This window comes from Mycetocola sp. CAN_C7 (genome assembly GCF_015752285.1).
Lineage (GTDB): Bacteria > Actinomycetota > Actinomycetes > Actinomycetales > Microbacteriaceae > Mycetocola_A.
Genome location: NZ_JADOUY010000004.1, coordinates 96,920 through 114,459 on the forward strand (window position 1 = coordinate 96,920; position 17,540 = coordinate 114,459).

Sequence of the window (17,540 nt, forward strand, 5' to 3'; positions counted from 1 at the left end):
CCCCACGGCATACCCACCACATCAAGCACCGCTTTTCTGCAGTGCCGGTGGGTCCAAATGAACTCGCCTCGCGCGAATGCTAGCAAACATTGCAGCTGTCACCGTGCAGCAAAAACAAGGAGAAGTAGTGCCAACTATTCAGCAGTTGGTCCGTAAGGGTCGCTCGCCGAAGGTCACCAAGACCAAGGCTCCCGCCCTGAAGGCCAACCCCCAGCAGCGTGGCGTGTGCACCCGTGTGTACACGACCACACCGAAGAAGCCGAACTCGGCGATGCGCAAGGTCGCTCGTGTGAAGCTCTCCAACGGGACCGAGGTCACCGCGTACATTCCCGGTGAAGGTCACAACCTTCAGGAGCACTCGATGGTCCTCGTCCGTGGTGGACGAGTGAAGGACCTTCCTGGTGTCCGTTACAAGATCATCCGTGGCGCACTCGACACGCAGGCCGTGAAGAACCGCAAGCAGGCTCGCAGCCGCTACGGCGCAAAGATGGAGAAGAAGTAATGCCTCGTAAGGGACCAGCACCAAAGCGCCCCGTCGTCGCAGACCCCGTCTACGGCGCACCGATCGTCAGCCAGCTCGTCAACAAGATCCTTGTCGACGGCAAGAAGGGCCTCGCCGAGCGCATCGTCTACAACGCACTCGAAGGCGTTTCAACCAAGAACGGCCAGGACGCCGTCGTCACGCTGAAGAAGGCGCTCGACAACGTCCGTCCGACCCTCGAGGTCCGCTCACGCCGGGTCGGTGGCTCCACCTACCAGGTGCCCGTCGAGGTCAAGCCTCACCGCGCAAACACCCTCGCACTCCGCTGGCTCACCAGCTACGCCAAGGGTCGCCGCGAGAAGACCATGACCGAGCGTCTCACCAATGAGATCCTCGACGCATCAAACGGCCTCGGTGCCGCGGTCAAGCGCCGCGAAGACACCCACAAGATGGCCGAGTCGAACAAGGCCTTCGCTCACTACCGCTGGTAGCAGCGATCGGATGCCTCGGCGGTTTCGATCGCTGAGGCATCCGTTCAGCCTGTTCGGCCTTTTCACATTCAACTTCCTGGAGGAACCCAGTGGCACTTGACGTGCTCACCGACCTGAACAAGGTCCGCAACATCGGCATCATGGCCCACATCGATGCCGGTAAGACAACCACCACAGAGCGCATCCTGTTCTACACCGGTGTCAACCACAAGATCGGTGAGACCCACGACGGTGCCTCCACGATGGACTGGATGGAGCAGGAGCAGGAGCGTGGCATCACGATCACCTCTGCTGCCACCACGTGTTTCTGGGGCGACAACCAGATCAACATCATCGACACCCCCGGCCACGTCGACTTCACCGTTGAGGTGGAGCGTTCGCTCCGCGTCCTCGACGGCGCGGTCGCGGTGTTCGACGGCAAGGAGGGCGTTGAGCCCCAGTCCGAGACCGTCTGGCGCCAGGCCGACAAGTACGACGTTCCGCGCATCTGCTTCGTCAACAAGATGGACAAGCTCGGCGCTGACTTCTACTTCACCGTCGACACCATCATCAAGCGCCTCGGCGCCAAGCCGCTCGTGATCCAGCTGCCCATCGGCGCTGAGAGCGAGTTCGAAGGGGTCGTCGACCTCGTCGAGATGCGCGCGCTGACCTGGCGTGGAGACAGCAAGGGTGACGTCGAGATGGGCGCCAAGTACGCCATCGAAGAGATCCCTGCCGACCTCGCCGAGAAGGCTGCCGAGTACCGCAAGCTCCTCCTCGAGACCGTCGCCGAAACCGACGACGCACTGCTCGAGAAGTACTTCGGTGGCGAAGAGCTGACCGTCGCCGAGATCAAGGCTGCGATCCGCAAGCTCACCGTCAACAGCGAGATCTACCCGGTCCTCTGTGGTTCAGCATTCAAGAACCGCGGTGTCCAGCCGATGCTCGACGCTGTCATCGACTACCTGCCGAACCCGCTCGACGTGCCGGCAACCGAGGCACGCGACCCGCGCGACGAAGAGAAGATCATCCTCCGTCACCCGGACGCTGCTGAGCCGTTCGCGGCTCTCGCCTTCAAGGTTGCGGTTCACCCGTTCTTCGGTCGCCTCACGTACATTCGCGTGTACTCGGGTCGTCTCGACTCCGGTGCCCAGGTCATCAACTCGACCAAGGGCAAGAAGGAGCGCATCGGCAAGATCTTCCAGATGCACGCCAACAAGGAGAACCCCGTCGACTTCGTGACCGCTGGTCACATCTACGCGGTCATCGGCCTCAAGGACACCACAACCGGTGACACCCTCTGTGACCCGAACGCGCAGGTCGTGCTCGAGTCGATGACCTTCCCTGAGCCGGTCATCTCGGTCGCGATCGAACCGAAGACGAAGCAGGACCAGGAGAAGCTGGGAACAGCCATCCAGAAGCTTGCCGAAGAGGACCCGACGTTCCGCGTCGAGCAGAACCAGGAGACCGGCCAGACCGTGATTCACGGTATGGGCGAGCTCCACCTCGATATCCTCGTCGACCGAATGAAGCGTGAATTCAAGGTCGAGGCGAACGTGGGCAAGCCCCAGGTCGCCTACCGCGAGACGATTCGCCGTGCCGTCCCGAAGCACGACTACACCCACAAGAAGCAGACGGGTGGATCTGGACAGTTCGCAAAGATCCAGTTCGGCCTCGAGCCGCTCGAGATCACCGCCGAGAAGACCTACGAGTTCGACAACAAGGTCACCGGTGGGCGTATCCCCCGCGAATACATCCCCTCCATCGATGCCGGATTCCAGGACGCACTCCAGGTCGGAATCCTCGCCGGTTACCCGCTCGTCGGTGTGAAGGCGATTCTGCTCGACGGAGCTGCCCACGATGTCGACTCGTCTGAAATGGCGTTCAAGATCGCAGGCTCGATGGGCTTCAAGGAGGCCGCACGCAAGGCTGACCCGGTTCTTCTCGAACCGCTCATGGCCGTCGAGGTGCGCACCCCCGAGGAGTACATGGGTGACGTGATCGGTGACATCAACTCCCGCCGTGGCCAGATCCAGTCAATGGAGGACGCGTCCGGTGTCAAGGTGATCGCCGCCAAGGTCCCGCTCTCCGAAATGTTCGGCTACATCGGTGACCTGAGAAGCAAGACCTCTGGTCGCGCCGTGTACTCGATGACATTCGAGAGCTACGCGGAGGTCCCCAAGGCAGTCGCCGAGGAGATCATCCAGAAGAGCAAGGGCGAGTAATCGCCCTGCGGCGGGGGAGTGCGCGAGAGTGCTCTTGTGCATTCCCCAGCCGCAACCTAGTAACATAAACACACAAATCCCCGTAGTAAATCCGGTCGCAAACCAGTGCCCGGCTTCGCTACATCAGTCCTGAGGAGGACCATAGTGGCTAAGGCCAAGTTCGAGCGGACCAAGCCGCACGTAAACATCGGTACGATCGGTCACGTCGACCACGGCAAGACCACCCTTACCGCTGCCATCTCCAAGGTGCTTGCTGACAAGTACCCGTCGGCAACGAACGTTCAGCGCGACTTCGCGTCGATCGACTCGGCTCCTGAGGAGCGCCAGCGCGGTATCACGATCAACATCTCCCACGTCGAGTACGAGACGCCGAAGCGTCACTACGCTCACGTCGATGCACCCGGCCACGCCGACTACATCAAGAACATGATCACCGGTGCGGCCCAGATGGACGGCGCCATCCTCGTGGTTGCCGCCACTGACGGTCCGATGGCCCAGACCCGCGAGCACGTTCTGCTCGCCCGCCAGATCGGCGTTCCTTCGATCCTGGTCGCGCTGAACAAGTCCGACATGGTCGACGACGAAGAGATCCTGGAGCTCGTCGAGCTCGAGGTTCGCGAACTTCTCTCCAGCCAGAACTTCGATGGCGACAACGCCCCCGTCGTTCAGGTCTCGGGCCTCAAGGCTCTTGAAGGCGACGAGAAGTGGGTCAACAGCATCCTCGAGCTTATGCAGGCCGTCGATGACTTCATCCCGGACCCCGTTCGCGACAAGGACAAGGCGTTCCTCATGCCGATCGAGGACGTCTTCACGATCACCGGTCGTGGAACAGTCGTCACCGGCCGCGCCGAGCGCGGAACTCTCAAGATCAACTCCGAGGTCGAGATCGTCGGCATCCGCCCGACGCAGAAGACCATCGTCACGGGTATCGAGATGTTCCACAAGCAGCTCGACGAGGCGTGGGCCGGCGAGAACTGTGGTCTCCTGCTTCGCGGCACCAAGCGTGAAGACGTTGAGCGCGGCCAGGTCGTCGTCAAGCCGGGTTCTGTGACCCCTCACACCAACTTCCAGGGGAACGCCTACATCCTGTCCAAGGATGAGGGTGGCCGTCACAACCCGTTCTACGCGAACTACCGCCCGCAGTTCTACTTCCGCACAACGGACGTCACCGGCGTCATCACGCTGCCTGAGGGCACCGAGATGGTCATGCCTGGTGACACCACCGAAATGACCGTTGAGCTGATCCAGGCCATCGCCATGGAAGAGGGCCTCGGCTTTGCAATTCGTGAGGGTGGCCGCACCGTCGGTGCCGGTACCGTCACGAAGGTTCTCAAGTAATTCTGAACCGATAGATCCGCGAAAAGGGTCCGGCCGAGAGGCCGGGCCCTTTTTCGTGCGCTGAGAGGCCCGAGCCTGCTGCGCACGAGTACGGCTCGGCACACGGACAGCGCGACAGCTAAGGACATCTCCTGATCATCGTGCGACTCATCGCCCGCGGTGTTTGCCCAGGGCGACGCGGAGAAAACGGGCGACACCCGAACTGGGGGCGGAGAAGTCCCGCGTTTTGGATGTGATAGATCCTCATGTCTGGCAGTCTGGACTCAGCCGTGACAACACCCCCTCGGTCACGACCACCGGCGGCCCCACCCCCTCAGGGGCCGCCGGCTGGCCGGTTCCCGTTCCGATCTGGAACTCGCCGGTCGTCTCCGCCAGAATGGCGACACCGCGATTCGCGGCAGAAGACGGAGGATGCAGCATGGCACTGGACGACATCACGAAGAAGGCGCAGGAGTTTCTCGCCGACAACAAGGTCAAGGATGCGCTCGACAGCCAGCAGGCCGAGGATGCCAGTGACAAGCTGCTCGACTCGGTTGCGGATGCCGCCAGCCGCATGACCGGCGGAAGATTCGACGAGCAGATCGCCGGTGCGAAGGACGCGGCGGACAAGGCTGTCGGGACAGAGAAGTAGACGCATCGCAGACCTCGAACAGTGAGTCCCGGCCTGCGAGCCGGACTCCCTGTTTTACCGGGGAATCGCGGGCCGCTGCCGAGCAGGGCGACCCAGGGCTCCAGCGCGACACGCCCGGGTTGCACAATGGGCACGGATCTGTCAGACTCATCTAGTTCAACATTTTCTGCGCGCTTGAGTGCTGCGCAGAAATCACTGCCAGGCAGTGCATAGGTCACGTTCGAAACCGAGCAAGCAAACCTAGGCCGCGGGTAGCAGAACATCGACTTGGTCGACAATCCCCAACAACTGGCGTGAGCCGCAATCGCAGGGTATTTCTGCGCGTGCGGGATGCGTCACGGGGGCTGCGACAAGACTTGACAGTAAAACAGTGGTGCGACAGCAAGTAGTGCCCAGCGTTGTCCTCAACGCTAAGAAGCGCGTCCAATGCGAAGAGATTCGTAAGACGCAAGACAGAGAGTGAGTCAAACATGGCGGGACAGAAGATCCGCATTCGACTTAAGTCATATGATCACGAGGTCATTGACACCTCGGCGCGCAAGATCGTCGACACGGTAACCCGCGCGGGTGCCACGGTTGTCGGTCCAGTGCCGCTTCCGACGGAGAAGAACGTGGTGTGTGTCATCCGTTCTCCCCACAAGTACAAGGACAGCCGGGAGCACTTCGAGATGCGCACCCACAAGCGTCTGATCGACATCATTGACCCGACGCCCAAGGCCGTCGACTCGCTCATGCGACTCGACCTGCCGGCGGACGTCAACATCGAGATCAAGCTCTAAGGGAACGCATGTCTATCGAGAACAAGACCAGCAAAGGTCTGCTCGGCACGAAGCTGGGCATGACCCAGGTCTGGGACGAGAACAACAAGCTCGTACCCGTGACCGTCATCGAAATCACCCCGAACGTCGTGACGCAGATTCGCACGCCCGAGGTCGACGGCTACAACGCGGTTCAGATCGCCTATGGCCAGATCGACCCGCGCAAGGTGAACAAGCCGGACGCCGGACACTTCGACAAGGCAGGCGTGACTCCTCGCCGCCACGTCACCGAAGTTCGCACCGCTGACGCCGGCGACTACGCCGCCGGCCAGGAACTCACCGTTGATGGAACGTTCGAAGCCGGCCAGAAGGTCGACGTCGTCGGAACCAGCAAGGGTAAGGGTTTCGCCGGTGTGATGAAGCGTCACAACTTCAAGGGTGTCTCCGCATCTCACGGTGCCCACCGCAACCACCGCAAGCCCGGATCCATCGGTGCTTCGTCGACCCCGAGCCGTGTCTTCAAGGGCATGCGCATGGCCGGTCGCATGGGTGGAGAGCGCGTCACCGTGCTCAACCTGCACGTCCACTCGGTTGACGCCGAAAAGGGCCTGCTGCTCGTCAAGGGTGCCGTTCCCGGCGCTCGTGGCCGCATCGTTTTCGTCCGTAACGCAGTGAAGGGAGCGTAGTTAGATGCCTAACGCAACTAGCACCGCAACGCTCGACGTTCTCGACACGAAGGGCAAGAAGTCCGGCACCGTCGAGCTGCCCGCCGAGTTGTTCGACGTTCAGACCAACGTTCCGCTGATCCACCAGGTCGTTGTTGCTCAGCTCGCCGCAGCACGCCAGGGAACCCACAAGACCAAGCGTCGTGGAGAAGTTTCCGGTGCAGGCCGCAAGCCGTTCAAGCAGAAGGGAACCGGTCGCGCCCGTCAGGGATCGATCCGTGCTCCTCAGATGACCGGTGGTGGCATCGTCCACGGACCGCAGCCGCGTGACTACTCGCAGCGCACCCCCAAGAAGATGATCGCTGCAGCTCTGCGCGGTGCACTCTCCGACCGGGCCCGCGGCGAGCGGATCCATGTGGTCGAGACCCTCGTGATCGCTGAAGAGCGCATCACCAAGGCTGCCGTCGACTACCTGGCGACCATTGCCACCTCTCCGCACGTCCTGATCGTTCTCGAGCGGGCCGACGTCGAGAGCTACAAGGCTGTTCGCAACATCCCAACCGTTCACGTCATCAACCATGACCAGCTGAACGCCTACGACGTGCTCGTGGCAGACGACATCGTCTTCACCAAGGCTGCCTTCGACGCTTTCGTCGCAGGTCCGGCCAGGGGTAAGTCGGTCACGGCTGTTGCTTCGTCCGCTGACGTCACTGAGGAGGCCTAGTCATGTCCAACATCAACAAGGACCCGCGCGACATCATCATCTCGCCGGTCGTTTCGGAGAAGAGCTACGGCTTGATCGACGAGGGCAAGTACACCTTCGTCGTCGACCCCCGTGCGAACAAGACCGAGATCAAGCTCGCTATCGAGAAGATCTTCAAGGTCGAGGTCGCCTCGGTCAACACCCTGAACCGCACCGGCAAGACCCGTCGTACCAAGTTCGGCATCGGCAAGCGCAAGGACACCAAGCGCGCCATCGTGACGCTCAAATCCGGTTCCATCGACATCTTCACGGCTGTCGGCTAGGAGCGTAAGGAAAAACTATGGCTATTCGTAAGTACAAGCCCACGACCCCAGGTCGCCGTGGATCGAGCGTCGCCGATTTCGCTGAAATCACGCGCTCGACCCCTGAGAAGTCGCTTCTGCGTCCGCTCTCAAAGACCGGTGGTCGCAACAACCAGGGCCGCATCACGACCCGTCACATCGGTGGTGGCCACAAGCGCCAGTACCGCGTTATCGACTTCCGTCGTAACGACAAAGACGGTGTCAACGCCCGTGTCGCTCACATCGAGTACGACCCCAACCGCACGGCGCGCATCGCGCTGCTGCACTTCGTTGACGGCACCAAGCGCTACATCCTCGCTCCCAACAAGCTCGCACAGGGCGACGTTGTCGAGTCAGGTGCCGGCGCCGACATCAAGCCGGGCAACAACCTGCCGCTGAAGAACATCCCCACCGGTACCGTCATCCACGCAATCGAATTGCGTCCGGGTGGAGGCGCCAAGATGGCTCGCTCAGCTGGAGCTTCGGTTCGTCTCGTCGCCAAGGACGGCATCTACGCGCAGCTTCGTCTGCCGTCTGGTGAAATCCGCAACGTCGACTCGCGCTGCCGCGCCACGATCGGCGAGGTCGGCAACGCCGAGCAGTCGAACATCAACTGGGGAAAGGCCGGCCGCAAGCGCTGGAAGGGCGTTCGCCCGACCGTCCGCGGTGTCGCCATGAACCCGGTCGACCACCCACACGGTGGTGGTGAGGGTAAGACCTCGGGTGGACGTCACCCGGTCAGCCCGTGGGGTCAGAAAGAAGGCCGCACCCGCCACCCGAACAAGGAAAGCGACAAGCTCATCGTTCGTCGCCGTACCGCCACCAAGAAGCGTAAGTAGGAGTTGTAGAAGATGCCACGCAGTCTGAAGAAGGGCCCCTTCGTTGATGACCACCTGCTCCGCAAGGTGGTTCGTGCGAACGAGTCCAATAGCAAGAACGTGATCAAGACCTGGTCGCGCCGCTCGATGATCGTCCCGTCCATGCTGGGACACACCATTGCGGTGCACGACGGTCGCAAGCACATCCCGGTGTTCGTCACCGAGTCGATGGTCGGGCACAAGCTCGGCGAGTTTGCACCCACCCGCACCTTCCGTGGACACGTGAAGGATGACAAGAAGGGTCGTCGCCGCTAAGGCGGTGACGAAAAGGAGGAGAGAAATGGTGGAGTCAGTCGCACGAGTGCGTCACATCCGCGTCACCCCCATGAAGGCCCGCCGCGTCGTCAACATGATCCGCGGAAAGCAGGCCGCCGAGGCCCTGGCCATTCTGAAGTTCGCACCTCAGGGTGCGTCAGAGCCCGTCTACAAGCTGGTTGCTTCTGCCATCGCGAACGCTCGCGTCAAGGCAGACAAAGACAACCAGTTCCTGGACGAGCAGGACCTGTACATCGCCAAGGCATACGTCGACGAGGGTGCAACCCTCAAGCGTTTCCAGCCGCGTGCCCAGGGCCGCGCATTCCAGATTCTCAAGCGCACCAGCCACATCACTGTTGTGCTCGCCACTCCTGAGGAGGGTACGAAGTAATGGGTCAGAAAGTTAATCCATACGGCTTCCGCCTCGGAATCACCACCGACCACGTGTCGCGCTGGTTTTCCGACAGCACCAAGCCTGGTCAGCGTTACAGCGACTTTGTCGCCGAAGACGTCAAGATCCGTCGTCTGCTGGGCACGTCGCTCGATCGTGCGGGAGTTTCCCGTATCGAGATCGAGCGGACCCGTGACCGCGTTCGCGTCGACATCCACACCGCCCGTCCGGGCATCGTGATCGGTCGCCGTGGCGCCGAGGCCGAGCGCATCCGCACCGACCTCGAAAAGCTCACAGGCAAGCAGATCCAGCTGAACATTCTCGAGGTCAAGAACCCCGAGGCTGACGCCCAGCTGGTCGCACAGGGAATCGCCGAGCAGCTCTCCGCACGTGTGGCTTTCCGCCGCGCGATGCGTAAGGGTCTGCAGGGCGCCCAGCGCACCTCGACCGTCAAGGGTGTCCGCATCCAGGTCTCCGGCCGCCTCGGCGGCGCCGAGATGAGCCGTTCCGAGTTCTACCGCGAAGGTCGCGTGCCTCTGCACACGCTCCGCGCGAACATCGACTACGGCTTCTACGAGGCGAAGACCACCTTCGGTCGCATCGGCGTGAAGGTCTGGATCTACAAGGGCGACATCACCAACAAGGAGCTCGCTCGCGAGCAGGCGAACGCCAAGTCGAGCCGTCCGGAGCGCAGTGACCGTCCGCGTCGCGCACCGCGCGCCGAGGCTCCGGTCGCAGAAGGGGCAACGGCCTAATCATGCTTATTCCACGTCGTGTCAAGCACCGCAAGCAGCACCGTCCCCACCGCACTGGCCAGGCCACCGGTGGAACCGTTGTCAGCTTCGGCGAGTACGGCATCCAGGCCCTCACACCCGCCTACGTGACCAACCGTCAGATCGAGTCCGCTCGTATCGCGATGACGCGTCACATCAAGCGTGGTGGAAAGGTGTGGATCAACATCTACCCCGACCGTCCGCTCACCAAGAAGCCTGCTGAGACCCGCATGGGTTCCGGTAAGGGTTCGCCCGAGTGGTGGGTCGCGAACGTCAAGCCCGGCCGTGTGCTCTTCGAGGTCGCCGGCGTCCCCGAGACGCTGGCCCGCGAGGCACTCACCCGTGCAATCCACAAGTTGCCTCTCAAGGCACGCATCATCAAGCGCGAGGAGGGCGACGCATAATGGCGATCGGTTCCAAGGAGCTCACCCCCGTTGAGCTCGACACATTTGAAGACGAACGTCTTGTCGACGAACTGCGCAAGGCCAAGGAAGAGCTGTTCAACCTGCGCTTCCAGGCCGCGACCGGCCAGCTCGAGACCCACGGCCGCCTGCGTGCCGTGAAGCGCGACATCTCTCGCATCTACACGATCATTCGTGAGCGCGAGCTCGGCATTCGGGCAACGCCCGTCGCCGAGGTGGTGCCGGCCAAGGCTGCGAAGAAAACCAAGAAGAAGGACGCCGCCGCTGAGGCAGCGTCCGACACCGAGACTGAGGAGGCCAAGTAATGGCTAAGTCTGACGCTAAGGGCGCAGCACCCGAGGTCGCCGCAGTAGAGGCCGAGGCCGTTGTTCGTGGCTACCGCAAGACCGCACGTGGCTATGTCATCAGCGACCGCATGGATAAAACCATCACCGTCGAGGTCGAAGACCGAGTGAAGCACCCGCTTTACGGCAAGGTCATCCGCCGCACCTCCAAGAGGAAGGTGCACGACGAGCTCAACGGCGCCGGCATCGGTGACCTCGTTCTGATCAGCGAGACCCGTCCGCTCAGCGCCACGAAGCGCTGGCGCCTGGTCGAGATCCTCGAGAAGGCCAAGTAAGCCTCGCGGCTTGCTTGTCAGAAGGAGTAAGAAATGCTTCAGCAGGAATCCCGAGTAAAGGTCGCCGACAACACCGGCGCCAAGGAGCTCCTCACCATCCGCGTTCTCGGTGGATCCGGTCGGCGTTACGCCAGCCTCGGCGACACGATCGTCGCCACCGTCAAGGATGCGATCCCCGGTGGGAACGTCAAGAAGGGTGACGTCGTCAAGGCGGTCATCGTTCGCACCAAGAAGGAAGTTCGTCGTCCGGACGGCTCCTACATCAAGTTCGATGAGAACGCAGCGGTCATTCTGAAGAACGACGGCGACCCCCGTGGTACCCGCATCTTCGGACCGGTCGGTCGTGAACTTCGCGACAAGAAGTTCATGAAGATCGTGTCGCTGGCACCGGAGGTTATTTAAGTCATGGCGAAGATCAAAAAGGGCGACCTCGTCCAGGTCATCTCAGGCCCGACCCAGGCTCGCGGCGGTTCACGCGGCAAGCAGGGTCGTGTCATCGAGGTGCTCGTGGAGAAGAACCGCGTCATCGTCGAGGGTGTCAACTACGTCACCAAGCACGTCCGTCAGGGACAGAGCCAGCGTGGAACGAAGACTGGTGGCATCGAAACCCACGAGGCTCCGATCCACATCTCCAACGTGGCACTCGTCGATCCCGAGACCAAGAAGCCGACCCGTGTCGGCCACCGCAACGAGCAGGTAGTGAAGAACGGCGTCACCAAGACGGTCCGTGTTCGCTACGCCAAGAAGTCAGGTAAGGACCTTTGATGACCATCGCGTCAGTGGAGTCTGGCAAAATCCAGCCCCGCCTCAAGGAGAAGTACAAGGCAGAGATCCAGGAGCAGCTGCTCAAGGAACTCGGCCTCAGCAACGTGCACGAGATCCCGACGCTCACCAAGATCGTCGTGAACATGGGTGTCGGTGAAGCAGCGCGCGATGGCAAGATCATCGACGGCGCCGTTGCCGACCTCGTCAAGATCACGGGCCAGAAGCCGCAGGTCACGAAGGCCCGCAAGTCGATCGCCCAGTTCAAGCTGCGTGAGGGCCAGCCGATCGGCGCCCACGTCACGCTGCGTGGCGACCGCATGTGGGAATTCCTCGACCGCCTGCTGAGCCTCGCGCTTCCGCGTATCCGCGACTTCCGTGGCCTGAGCCCGAAGCAGTTCGACGGCACAGGCAACTACACGTTCGGTCTGACCGAGCAGTCGATGTTCCACGAGATCGACCAGGACAAGATCGACCGCGTTCGCGGAATGGACATCACGGTCGTCACGACCGCGAAGACCAACGATCAGGGTCGCGCGCTGCTCAAGGCGCTCGGGTTCCCGTTCCAGTCGACCGAAAAGTAGTCGAAGCAACAGACTCAGGAAAGTAACGGTATATTAGGTCGGTTGCTTGCAATCGGCCCGCGTGCCGCAGCACAACTGAAGAACTTGATCGCCCAGGGCGCCGGTCAGCCGATTTCTCTGTGAAATCGGGTGGCTGGCGCACTGCGGCGTCGAGATCAGGGGGGCGGAGCATCCGTTTCACCCCTAACCACCACAGGTCGTCATTCGTGTAACGGGTGAACGAAACCTGGTGAACGAAGGAAAAATCATATGACAATGACAGATCCGGTCGCAGACATGCTGACCAGACTGCGCAACGCGAACTCGGCACACCACGAAACCGTGTCGATGCCGCACTCGAAGCTCAAGTCGCACATCGCCGACATCCTCACTTCTGAGGGCTACATCTCCGGTTGGGAAGTTGCAGACGCCCGCGTCGGCCAGACCCTGACCCTCAACCTCAAATTCGGCCCGAACCGTGAACGCTCCATCGTGGGCATCAAGCGTGTTTCGAAGCCAGGACTGCGCGTTTACGCGAAGTCGACCGAGATTCCCAAGGTTCTCGGTGGCCTCGGCGTCGCCATCCTGTCCACCTCCTCCGGTCTGCTCACTGACCGCCAGGCCGAGAAGAAGGGCGTAGGTGGGGAAGTCCTCGCCTACGTGTGGTAGCCATAACATGTCGCGTATTGGAAGACTTCCCATTGAGATCCCTGCAGGGGTCACCGTAGCGGTCGACGCATCTGTCGTCTCGGTCAAGGGCCCGAAGGGTGAGCTGACGCTGAACGTCGCCAGCCCCATCGAGGTCACTGTCGCAGATGGCCAGGTTCTCGTGACTCGCCCCGATGACGAGCGCGAGTCGCGCTCACTGCACGGGCTCACCCGCACGCTCATCAGCAACCAGATCATCGGTGTGACCCAGGGTTACACCAAGGGCCTGGAGGTCGTCGGTACCGGTTACCGCGTCGCTCAGAAGGGCAGCTCAGTCGAGTTCGCACTGGGCTTCTCCCACCCGGTCCTGATCGACCCGCCTGCCGGCATCACGCTCACCGTCGAGGGCAACAACAAGCTCACGGTGTCCGGGATCGACAAGCAGGCCGTCGGCGAGGCTGCTGCCAACATCCGTAAGATTCGCAAGCCTGAGCCCTACAAGGGCAAGGGTGTGCGTTACGCCGGCGAGATCGTTCGCCGCAAGGCCGGAAAGGCTGGTAAGTAACCATGGCCGTAAAGTCCAAGTCGGCTGCCCGTGACCGTCGTCACGCGCGCCTCCGTAAGAAGATCGATGGAACAGCGGCTCGCCCGCGTCTCGTCGTGACCCGTTCGGCTCGTCACGTATTCGTCCAGGTCGTTGACGACAGCAAGGGTTTCACCCTCGCGTCGGCATCCACCCTCGAAGCTGACCTCCGTACCTTTGACGGAGACAAGACCGCCAAAGCCAGGAAGGTCGGCGAGCTCGTTGCAGAACGCGCGAAGAGCGCCGGCATCGAAGAAGTCGTTTTTGACCGTGGTGGTAACCGTTACGCGGGTCGCGTCGCGGCCATCGCCGAAGGTGCTCGAGAGGGTGGGTTGAACCTGTGAGTGAAACAAGCAAGGTTGAGGCCGCTACCGCGGACCAGCCAGTCGAAAAGCCGGTCGAGACCGCAGCTGGAACCGAGAGCTCCGGGCGCGTTGACGCTCGTGGCGACCGTGGCAGCCGCGGAGGACGTGGCGATCGCAACCAGGGTCGCGAGCGCAACAGCCGCGATGCTGACAAGAGCCAGTTCCTTGAGCGCGTCGTCACCATCAACCGTGTGTCCAAGGTCGTCAAGGGTGGTCGTCGCTTCAGCTTCACCGCACTCGTCGTCGTCGGAGACGGCAACGGACTCGTCGGTGTCGGATACGGCAAGGCACGTGAGGTTCCCCTCGCGATCTCGAAGGGTGTCGAGGAAGCGAAGAAGAACTTCTTCCGCGTTCCCCGTGTCGGCTCGACCATCCCGCACCCCGTCCAGGGTGAGGCTGCCGCCGGAGTCGTCCTCCTGCGTCCGGCCGCTGCGGGTACCGGTGTTATCGCCGGTGGTCCCGTCCGCGCCGTTCTCGAGTGCGCCGGCATCCACGACGTCCTGAGCAAGTCGCTCGGTTCGTCGAACACGATCAACATCGTTCACGCCACCGTCACGGCGCTGAAGATGCTCGAAGAGCCCCGCGCCGTCGCCGCACGCCGTGGCAAGGAGTACGACGAGATCGCTCCTGCCAAGCTGCTGCAGGTCGAGGCACAGGCCGCCGCGAAGGCTGCGGCCTCCGCAAAGGTAGGTGCCTGATGGCTCAGCTGAAGGTCACGCAGACCAAGTCCAAAATTAGTGAGAAGCAGAACCAGCGCGACACGTTGCGCAGCCTGGGACTGAAGCGCATCGGAGATGTTGTTATCCGTGAGGACAACAAGCAGAACCGTGGCTACGTCAACACTGTTGCTCACCTCGTAAAGGTTGAGGAGATCGACTAATGGCGATCGACAAGAAGGACGTCACCGAGGAGACCGCCAAGAAGGCTCCCGCGAAGAAGGCCGCTGCGAAGTCGGCCGACACGAAGGCGCCCGCCAAGGCGGCAGCCGACAAGGCTCCTGCAAAGAAGGCACCTGCGAAGAAGGCCCCGGCCAAGGCCGCACAGGCTGACTCCGCAGCTGCTGACGCTCCCGCTGCCAAGGCACCTGCTGCCAAGGCACCGGCAAAGAAGGCTCCTGCGAAGAAGACTCCGGCCAAGAAGGACGAGGAGGTGACCCCTCGCGCCCAGGTGCTGAAGGTCCACCACCTCCGCCCAGCCGAAGGTTCCAAGAAGGCACGCCAGCGTGTCGGTCGTGGTGAAGGCTCGAAGGGTAAGACGGCAGGCCGCGGTACCAAGGGTACGAAGGCTCGTTACACCGTTCGCCCCGGTTTCCAGGGTGGACAGCTTCCGCTGCACATGCGTACACCGAAGCTGCGCGGGTTCAAGAACCCGTTCCGCGTCGAGTACCAGGTCGTCAACCTCGAGAAGCTGGCCGAGCTCTACCCGAAGGGTGGCGACGTCACCGTCTCCGACCTCGTGGCCAAGGGTGCCGTTCGCAAGAACGAGAAGGTCAAGGTCCTCGGCAACGGCGACATCGACGTGAAGCTGAACATCTCGGTAGACAAGGTCTCCGGGTCGGCCGAGCAGAAGATCGTCGCAGCCGGCGGTTCTGTCAAGTAATTCCACAGTCGCCGGACTGCCCCTCGCGCAAGCGAGCAGGTCACCGATTGTTCGACAGGCCCGGTAATCGAGTAGATTCGATTGCCGGGCCTGTTCGATACGGGACCATTGACCGGCACCAAGAGCCGAATTCTTCGGTTCGACATCAGGAGGCCTTTTTTGTTTAGCGCCGTTGCGCGGATCTTCCGCACACCAGACCTTCGCCGGAAGATCGGGTTCACACTGGGCATCATGGCCCTGTACCGACTCGGGTCGTTCGTGCCTGCACCGTTCGTCGACTTCGGCAACGTTCAGGCCTGCCTCGCGCAGAACCAGGGAACATCGGGCCTTTACGACCTCGTCAACCTGTTCTCAGGTGGCGCGCTGCTCCAGCTGTCGATCTTCGCTCTCGGCATCATGCCGTACATCACCGCGTCGATCATCGTGCAGTTGCTCCGCGTGGTCATCCCGCACTTCGAAACTCTCCACAAGGAGGGCCAGTCCGGGCAGAGCACGCTCACGCAGTACACCCGCTACCTGACGATCTTCCTCGGCATCCTGCAGTCGACGACGCTCATCACCGTCGCGCGGAGCGGTGCCCTGTTCGGCACCAACACCAGCGCGGAGTGCAGCCAGCTGCTCACCAACGACACCTGGTACGCCGTTTTGCTCATGGTCATCACGATGACCGCAGGAACCGGCCTCATCATGTGGTTCGGTGAGATGATCACCGAGCGCGGTATCGGCAACGGGATGTCGCTCCTCATCTTCACCTCGATCGCCGCCACGTTCCCCGGATCCCTCGGCGCCATCGCCCAGTCGCGCGGATTCGAGACCTTCCTTCTGGTCATCGCCGTCGGCCTCGTCATCATGATGCTCGTGGTGTTCGTCGAACAGTCGCAGCGTCGCGTTCCCGTGCAGTACGCCAAACGTATGGTCGGCCGCCGCACTTACGGCGGAAACAACACCTACATCCCCATCAAGGTCAACATGGCCGGAGTCATCCCGGTCATCTTCGCCTCATCGCTGTTGTACCTGCCCGCGCTCGTCGCGCAGTTCAACGCACCGGCCGCCGGTCAGGAGCCAGCAGCCTGGGTCACCTGGATCACGAACTACCTCACCACGGGTGATCACCCGCTCTACATGGCGATGTACTTCCTGCTCGTCGTCGGCTTCACCTACTTCTACGTGGCGATCACGTTCAACCCTGAAGAGGTCGCAGACAACATGAAGCGGTACGGCGGCTTCATCCCCGGCATCCGTGCCGGTCGTCCGACCGCCGAGTACCTCGACTACGTGCTCACCCGCGTCACGCTCGCCGGTGCGCTGTACCTCGGCTTCGTCGCTCTCATCCCTCTCGTCGCCCTGTCTCTCGTCGGTGCCAACCAGAACTTCCCGTTCGGCGGCGCCAGCATCCTCATCATCGTGGGTGTCGGACTCGAGACCGTGAAGCAGATCGACGCACAGCTTCAGCAGCGGCACTACGAAGGACTGCTTCGTTGAGCGCGCGGTTGCTCATCGTCGGCCCGCCGGGGGCAGGCAAGGGAACACAGGCTGCCGTGCTCGCGAACGCCCTGGGCATCCCCGCCATCTCCACCGGAGACATCTTCCGTGCCAACATCAAGGACGGCACCGAGCTCGGTCTCAAGGTCCAGGAGATCGTCTCATCCGGCGGCTACGTCCCCGACTCGCTGACAAACGCCATCGTGCAGGATCGTCTGCACCAGCCGGATGCCCTTGACGGCTTCCTGCTTGACGGCTATCCGCGCACTGCAGAGCAGGTCGCAGAACTCGACCGGATCCTCGCAGAGACCGGTTCGGAGCTCGGCGCAGTCGTTCAGCTCGTGGCCGACCCGGACGAGGTCGTGACACGGCTGCTGAAGCGCGCAGCCGAACAGGGGCGTGCTGATGACACGGAAGCGATCATTCGCCACCGCCAGGACGTCTACCACGAGCAGACCGAGCCGGTGATCGCCGCGTACAAGGACCGCGGCATCGTCGTCGAGGTCGACGGGCTCGGAGCCGTCGATGAGGTCAGCGCACGCGTGCGTGCCGCTCTCGTCGACCACGGCATCGCCTTCTGACCCGTCG

General features: G+C 62.1%; 27 protein-coding genes. All 27 read left to right on the top strand.

The annotated features are described in order from the left end of the window. Nucleotides 1-127 precede the first annotated feature (127 nt). Nucleotides 128-502: a 30S ribosomal protein S12 gene (gene rpsL / locus IWX78_RS09785; protein WP_196833358.1), complete on the top strand. Its 375-nt coding sequence runs from the start codon at nt 128-130 to the stop codon at nt 500-502. Next, nucleotides 502-972, top strand: coding sequence for a 30S ribosomal protein S7 (gene rpsG, locus IWX78_RS09790; RefSeq protein WP_196833359.1), 471 nt, complete (start codon nt 502-504; stop codon nt 970-972). Before rpsL ends, rpsG begins: the two co-directional genes overlap by 1 nt. Nucleotides 973-1,061: 89 nt before the next feature. Beyond that, nucleotides 1,062-3,176: an elongation factor G gene (fusA, locus tag IWX78_RS09795; protein WP_196833360.1), complete on the top strand. Its 2,115-nt coding sequence runs from the start codon at nt 1,062-1,064 to the stop codon at nt 3,174-3,176. A 144-nt stretch (nt 3,177-3,320) separates the two neighbouring features. Next, on the top strand, nt 3,321-4,514 hold the full coding sequence (gene tuf, locus IWX78_RS09800) for an elongation factor Tu (protein ID WP_196833361.1): 1,194 nt from the start codon (nt 3,321-3,323) through the stop codon (nt 4,512-4,514). 418 nt (nt 4,515-4,932) lie between these two features. After that, nucleotides 4,933-5,145 (top strand): Rv0909 family putative TA system antitoxin, encoded by a 213-nt coding sequence (locus IWX78_RS09805; RefSeq protein ID WP_196833362.1) that lies wholly within the window; start codon nt 4,933-4,935, stop codon nt 5,143-5,145. A 470-nt stretch (nt 5,146-5,615) separates the two neighbouring features. Next, nucleotides 5,616-5,924 carry a 30S ribosomal protein S10 gene (gene rpsJ, locus IWX78_RS09810; protein WP_005050520.1) on the top strand — a complete coding sequence of 103 codons (309 nt, stop codon included), beginning with the start codon at nt 5,616-5,618 and terminating at the stop codon, nt 5,922-5,924. An 8-nt stretch (nt 5,925-5,932) separates the two neighbouring features. Further along, nucleotides 5,933-6,589 carry a 50S ribosomal protein L3 gene (gene rplC, locus IWX78_RS09815; RefSeq protein ID WP_196833363.1) on the top strand — a complete coding sequence of 219 codons (657 nt, stop codon included), beginning with the start codon at nt 5,933-5,935 and terminating at the stop codon, nt 6,587-6,589. 4 nt (nt 6,590-6,593) lie between these two features. Beyond that, entirely contained in the window at nt 6,594-7,292 is a 699-nt protein-coding gene (gene rplD, locus IWX78_RS09820) for a 50S ribosomal protein L4 (RefSeq protein WP_196833364.1), read from the top strand. A 2-nt stretch (nt 7,293-7,294) separates the two neighbouring features. Next, entirely contained in the window at nt 7,295-7,594 is a 300-nt protein-coding gene (rplW, locus tag IWX78_RS09825; RefSeq protein WP_196833365.1) for a 50S ribosomal protein L23, read from the top strand. Between the two features lie 17 nt (nt 7,595-7,611). Further along, nucleotides 7,612-8,451 (top strand): 50S ribosomal protein L2, encoded by an 840-nt coding sequence (gene rplB, locus IWX78_RS09830; RefSeq protein ID WP_196833366.1) that lies wholly within the window; start codon nt 7,612-7,614, stop codon nt 8,449-8,451. A gap of 12 nt (nt 8,452-8,463) precedes the next feature. Then, nucleotides 8,464-8,745, top strand: a complete 282-nt coding sequence (gene rpsS / locus IWX78_RS09835) for a 30S ribosomal protein S19 (protein WP_196833367.1) — start codon at nt 8,464-8,466, stop codon at nt 8,743-8,745. A gap of 25 nt (nt 8,746-8,770) precedes the next feature. Continuing rightward, a complete protein-coding gene (gene rplV / locus IWX78_RS09840) occupies nt 8,771-9,136 on the top strand; it encodes a 50S ribosomal protein L22 (protein WP_196833368.1) in 366 nt (121 codons plus the stop codon). After that, the gene (gene rpsC / locus IWX78_RS09845; protein WP_196833369.1) at nt 9,136-9,891 is read left to right on the top strand and encodes a 30S ribosomal protein S3; all 756 of its coding nucleotides are present in this window, start codon (nt 9,136-9,138) and stop codon (nt 9,889-9,891) included. The genes rplV and rpsC overlap by 1 nt, the downstream gene beginning before the upstream one ends. Nucleotides 9,892-9,893: 2 nt before the next feature. Continuing rightward, on the top strand, nt 9,894-10,313 hold the full coding sequence (gene rplP, locus IWX78_RS09850) for a 50S ribosomal protein L16 (RefSeq protein ID WP_108391772.1): 420 nt from the start codon (nt 9,894-9,896) through the stop codon (nt 10,311-10,313). After that, nucleotides 10,313-10,636: a 50S ribosomal protein L29 gene (gene rpmC, locus IWX78_RS09855; protein WP_196833370.1), complete on the top strand. Its 324-nt coding sequence runs from the start codon at nt 10,313-10,315 to the stop codon at nt 10,634-10,636. The genes rplP and rpmC overlap by 1 nt, the downstream gene beginning before the upstream one ends. Then, nucleotides 10,636-10,950: a 30S ribosomal protein S17 gene (gene rpsQ / locus IWX78_RS09860; protein ID WP_196833371.1), complete on the top strand. Its 315-nt coding sequence runs from the start codon at nt 10,636-10,638 to the stop codon at nt 10,948-10,950. The genes rpmC and rpsQ overlap by 1 nt, the downstream gene beginning before the upstream one ends. A gap of 33 nt (nt 10,951-10,983) precedes the next feature. Beyond that, nucleotides 10,984-11,352, top strand: coding sequence for a 50S ribosomal protein L14 (gene rplN / locus IWX78_RS09865; RefSeq protein WP_090712295.1), 369 nt, complete (start codon nt 10,984-10,986; stop codon nt 11,350-11,352). A gap of 3 nt (nt 11,353-11,355) precedes the next feature. After that, nucleotides 11,356-11,715: a 50S ribosomal protein L24 gene (gene rplX, locus IWX78_RS09870; protein ID WP_196833372.1), complete on the top strand. Its 360-nt coding sequence runs from the start codon at nt 11,356-11,358 to the stop codon at nt 11,713-11,715. Then, a complete protein-coding gene (rplE, locus tag IWX78_RS09875) occupies nt 11,715-12,296 on the top strand; it encodes a 50S ribosomal protein L5 (protein WP_196833373.1) in 582 nt (193 codons plus the stop codon). The genes rplX and rplE overlap by 1 nt, the downstream gene beginning before the upstream one ends. 249 nt (nt 12,297-12,545) lie before the next feature. Then, complete coding sequence (gene rpsH / locus IWX78_RS09880; RefSeq protein ID WP_196833374.1) at nt 12,546-12,944, top strand: 30S ribosomal protein S8; 399 nt, start codon at nt 12,546-12,548, stop codon at nt 12,942-12,944. Nucleotides 12,945-12,951: 7 nt separating this feature from the next. Continuing rightward, nucleotides 12,952-13,488 (top strand): 50S ribosomal protein L6, encoded by a 537-nt coding sequence (gene rplF, locus IWX78_RS09885; RefSeq protein WP_196833375.1) that lies wholly within the window; start codon nt 12,952-12,954, stop codon nt 13,486-13,488. A 2-nt stretch (nt 13,489-13,490) separates the two neighbouring features. Beyond that, the gene (gene rplR / locus IWX78_RS09890; RefSeq protein ID WP_090712305.1) at nt 13,491-13,850 is read left to right on the top strand and encodes a 50S ribosomal protein L18; all 360 of its coding nucleotides are present in this window, start codon (nt 13,491-13,493) and stop codon (nt 13,848-13,850) included. Then, the gene (gene rpsE / locus IWX78_RS09895; protein WP_196833376.1) at nt 13,847-14,569 is read left to right on the top strand and encodes a 30S ribosomal protein S5; all 723 of its coding nucleotides are present in this window, start codon (nt 13,847-13,849) and stop codon (nt 14,567-14,569) included. The genes rplR and rpsE overlap by 4 nt, the downstream gene beginning before the upstream one ends. Next, entirely contained in the window at nt 14,569-14,751 is a 183-nt protein-coding gene (gene rpmD / locus IWX78_RS09900; RefSeq protein WP_196833377.1) for a 50S ribosomal protein L30, read from the top strand. Before rpsE ends, rpmD begins: the two co-directional genes overlap by 1 nt. Continuing rightward, nucleotides 14,751-15,470: a 50S ribosomal protein L15 gene (gene rplO / locus IWX78_RS16375; RefSeq protein WP_334684675.1), complete on the top strand. Its 720-nt coding sequence runs from the start codon at nt 14,751-14,753 to the stop codon at nt 15,468-15,470. The genes rpmD and rplO overlap by 1 nt, the downstream gene beginning before the upstream one ends. Nucleotides 15,471-15,629: 159 nt before the next feature. After that, nucleotides 15,630-16,952 (top strand): preprotein translocase subunit SecY, encoded by a 1,323-nt coding sequence (gene secY, locus IWX78_RS09910; protein WP_196833378.1) that lies wholly within the window; start codon nt 15,630-15,632, stop codon nt 16,950-16,952. Continuing rightward, on the top strand, nt 16,949-17,533 hold the full coding sequence (locus tag IWX78_RS09915) for an adenylate kinase (RefSeq protein ID WP_196833379.1): 585 nt from the start codon (nt 16,949-16,951) through the stop codon (nt 17,531-17,533). Before secY ends, IWX78_RS09915 begins: the two co-directional genes overlap by 4 nt. Nucleotides 17,534-17,540 lie beyond the last annotated feature (7 nt).

Bases quoted from the DNA above. Each gene is read 5' to 3' on its own strand.
- rpsG (WP_196833359.1), top strand. From the start codon at position 502: ATGCCTCGTAAGGGACCAGCACCAAAGCGCCCCGTCGTCGCAGACCCC.
- IWX78_RS09805 (WP_196833362.1), top strand. From the start codon at position 4,933: ATGGCACTGGACGACATCACGAAGAAGGCGCAGGAGTTTCTCGCCGAC.
- rpsJ (WP_005050520.1), top strand. From the start codon at position 5,616: ATGGCGGGACAGAAGATCCGCATTCGACTTAAGTCATATGATCACGAG.
- rplC (WP_196833363.1), top strand. From the start codon at position 5,933: ATGTCTATCGAGAACAAGACCAGCAAAGGTCTGCTCGGCACGAAGCTG.
- rplD (WP_196833364.1), top strand. From the start codon at position 6,594: ATGCCTAACGCAACTAGCACCGCAACGCTCGACGTTCTCGACACGAAG.
- rplW (WP_196833365.1), top strand. From the start codon at position 7,295: ATGTCCAACATCAACAAGGACCCGCGCGACATCATCATCTCGCCGGTC.
- rplB (WP_196833366.1), top strand. From the start codon at position 7,612: ATGGCTATTCGTAAGTACAAGCCCACGACCCCAGGTCGCCGTGGATCG.
- rpsS (WP_196833367.1), top strand. From the start codon at position 8,464: ATGCCACGCAGTCTGAAGAAGGGCCCCTTCGTTGATGACCACCTGCTC.
- rplV (WP_196833368.1), top strand. From the start codon at position 8,771: ATGGTGGAGTCAGTCGCACGAGTGCGTCACATCCGCGTCACCCCCATG.
- rpsC (WP_196833369.1), top strand. From the start codon at position 9,136: ATGGGTCAGAAAGTTAATCCATACGGCTTCCGCCTCGGAATCACCACC.
- rplP (WP_108391772.1), top strand. From the start codon at position 9,894: ATGCTTATTCCACGTCGTGTCAAGCACCGCAAGCAGCACCGTCCCCAC.
- rpmC (WP_196833370.1), top strand. From the start codon at position 10,313: ATGGCGATCGGTTCCAAGGAGCTCACCCCCGTTGAGCTCGACACATTT.
- rpsQ (WP_196833371.1), top strand. From the start codon at position 10,636: ATGGCTAAGTCTGACGCTAAGGGCGCAGCACCCGAGGTCGCCGCAGTA.
- rplN (WP_090712295.1), top strand. From the start codon at position 10,984: ATGCTTCAGCAGGAATCCCGAGTAAAGGTCGCCGACAACACCGGCGCC.
- rplX (WP_196833372.1), top strand. From the start codon at position 11,356: ATGGCGAAGATCAAAAAGGGCGACCTCGTCCAGGTCATCTCAGGCCCG.
- rplE (WP_196833373.1), top strand. From the start codon at position 11,715: ATGACCATCGCGTCAGTGGAGTCTGGCAAAATCCAGCCCCGCCTCAAG.
- rpsH (WP_196833374.1), top strand. From the start codon at position 12,546: ATGACAATGACAGATCCGGTCGCAGACATGCTGACCAGACTGCGCAAC.
- rplF (WP_196833375.1), top strand. From the start codon at position 12,952: ATGTCGCGTATTGGAAGACTTCCCATTGAGATCCCTGCAGGGGTCACC.
- rplR (WP_090712305.1), top strand. From the start codon at position 13,491: ATGGCCGTAAAGTCCAAGTCGGCTGCCCGTGACCGTCGTCACGCGCGC.
- rpmD (WP_196833377.1), top strand. From the start codon at position 14,569: ATGGCTCAGCTGAAGGTCACGCAGACCAAGTCCAAAATTAGTGAGAAG.
- rplO (WP_334684675.1), top strand. From the start codon at position 14,751: ATGGCGATCGACAAGAAGGACGTCACCGAGGAGACCGCCAAGAAGGCT.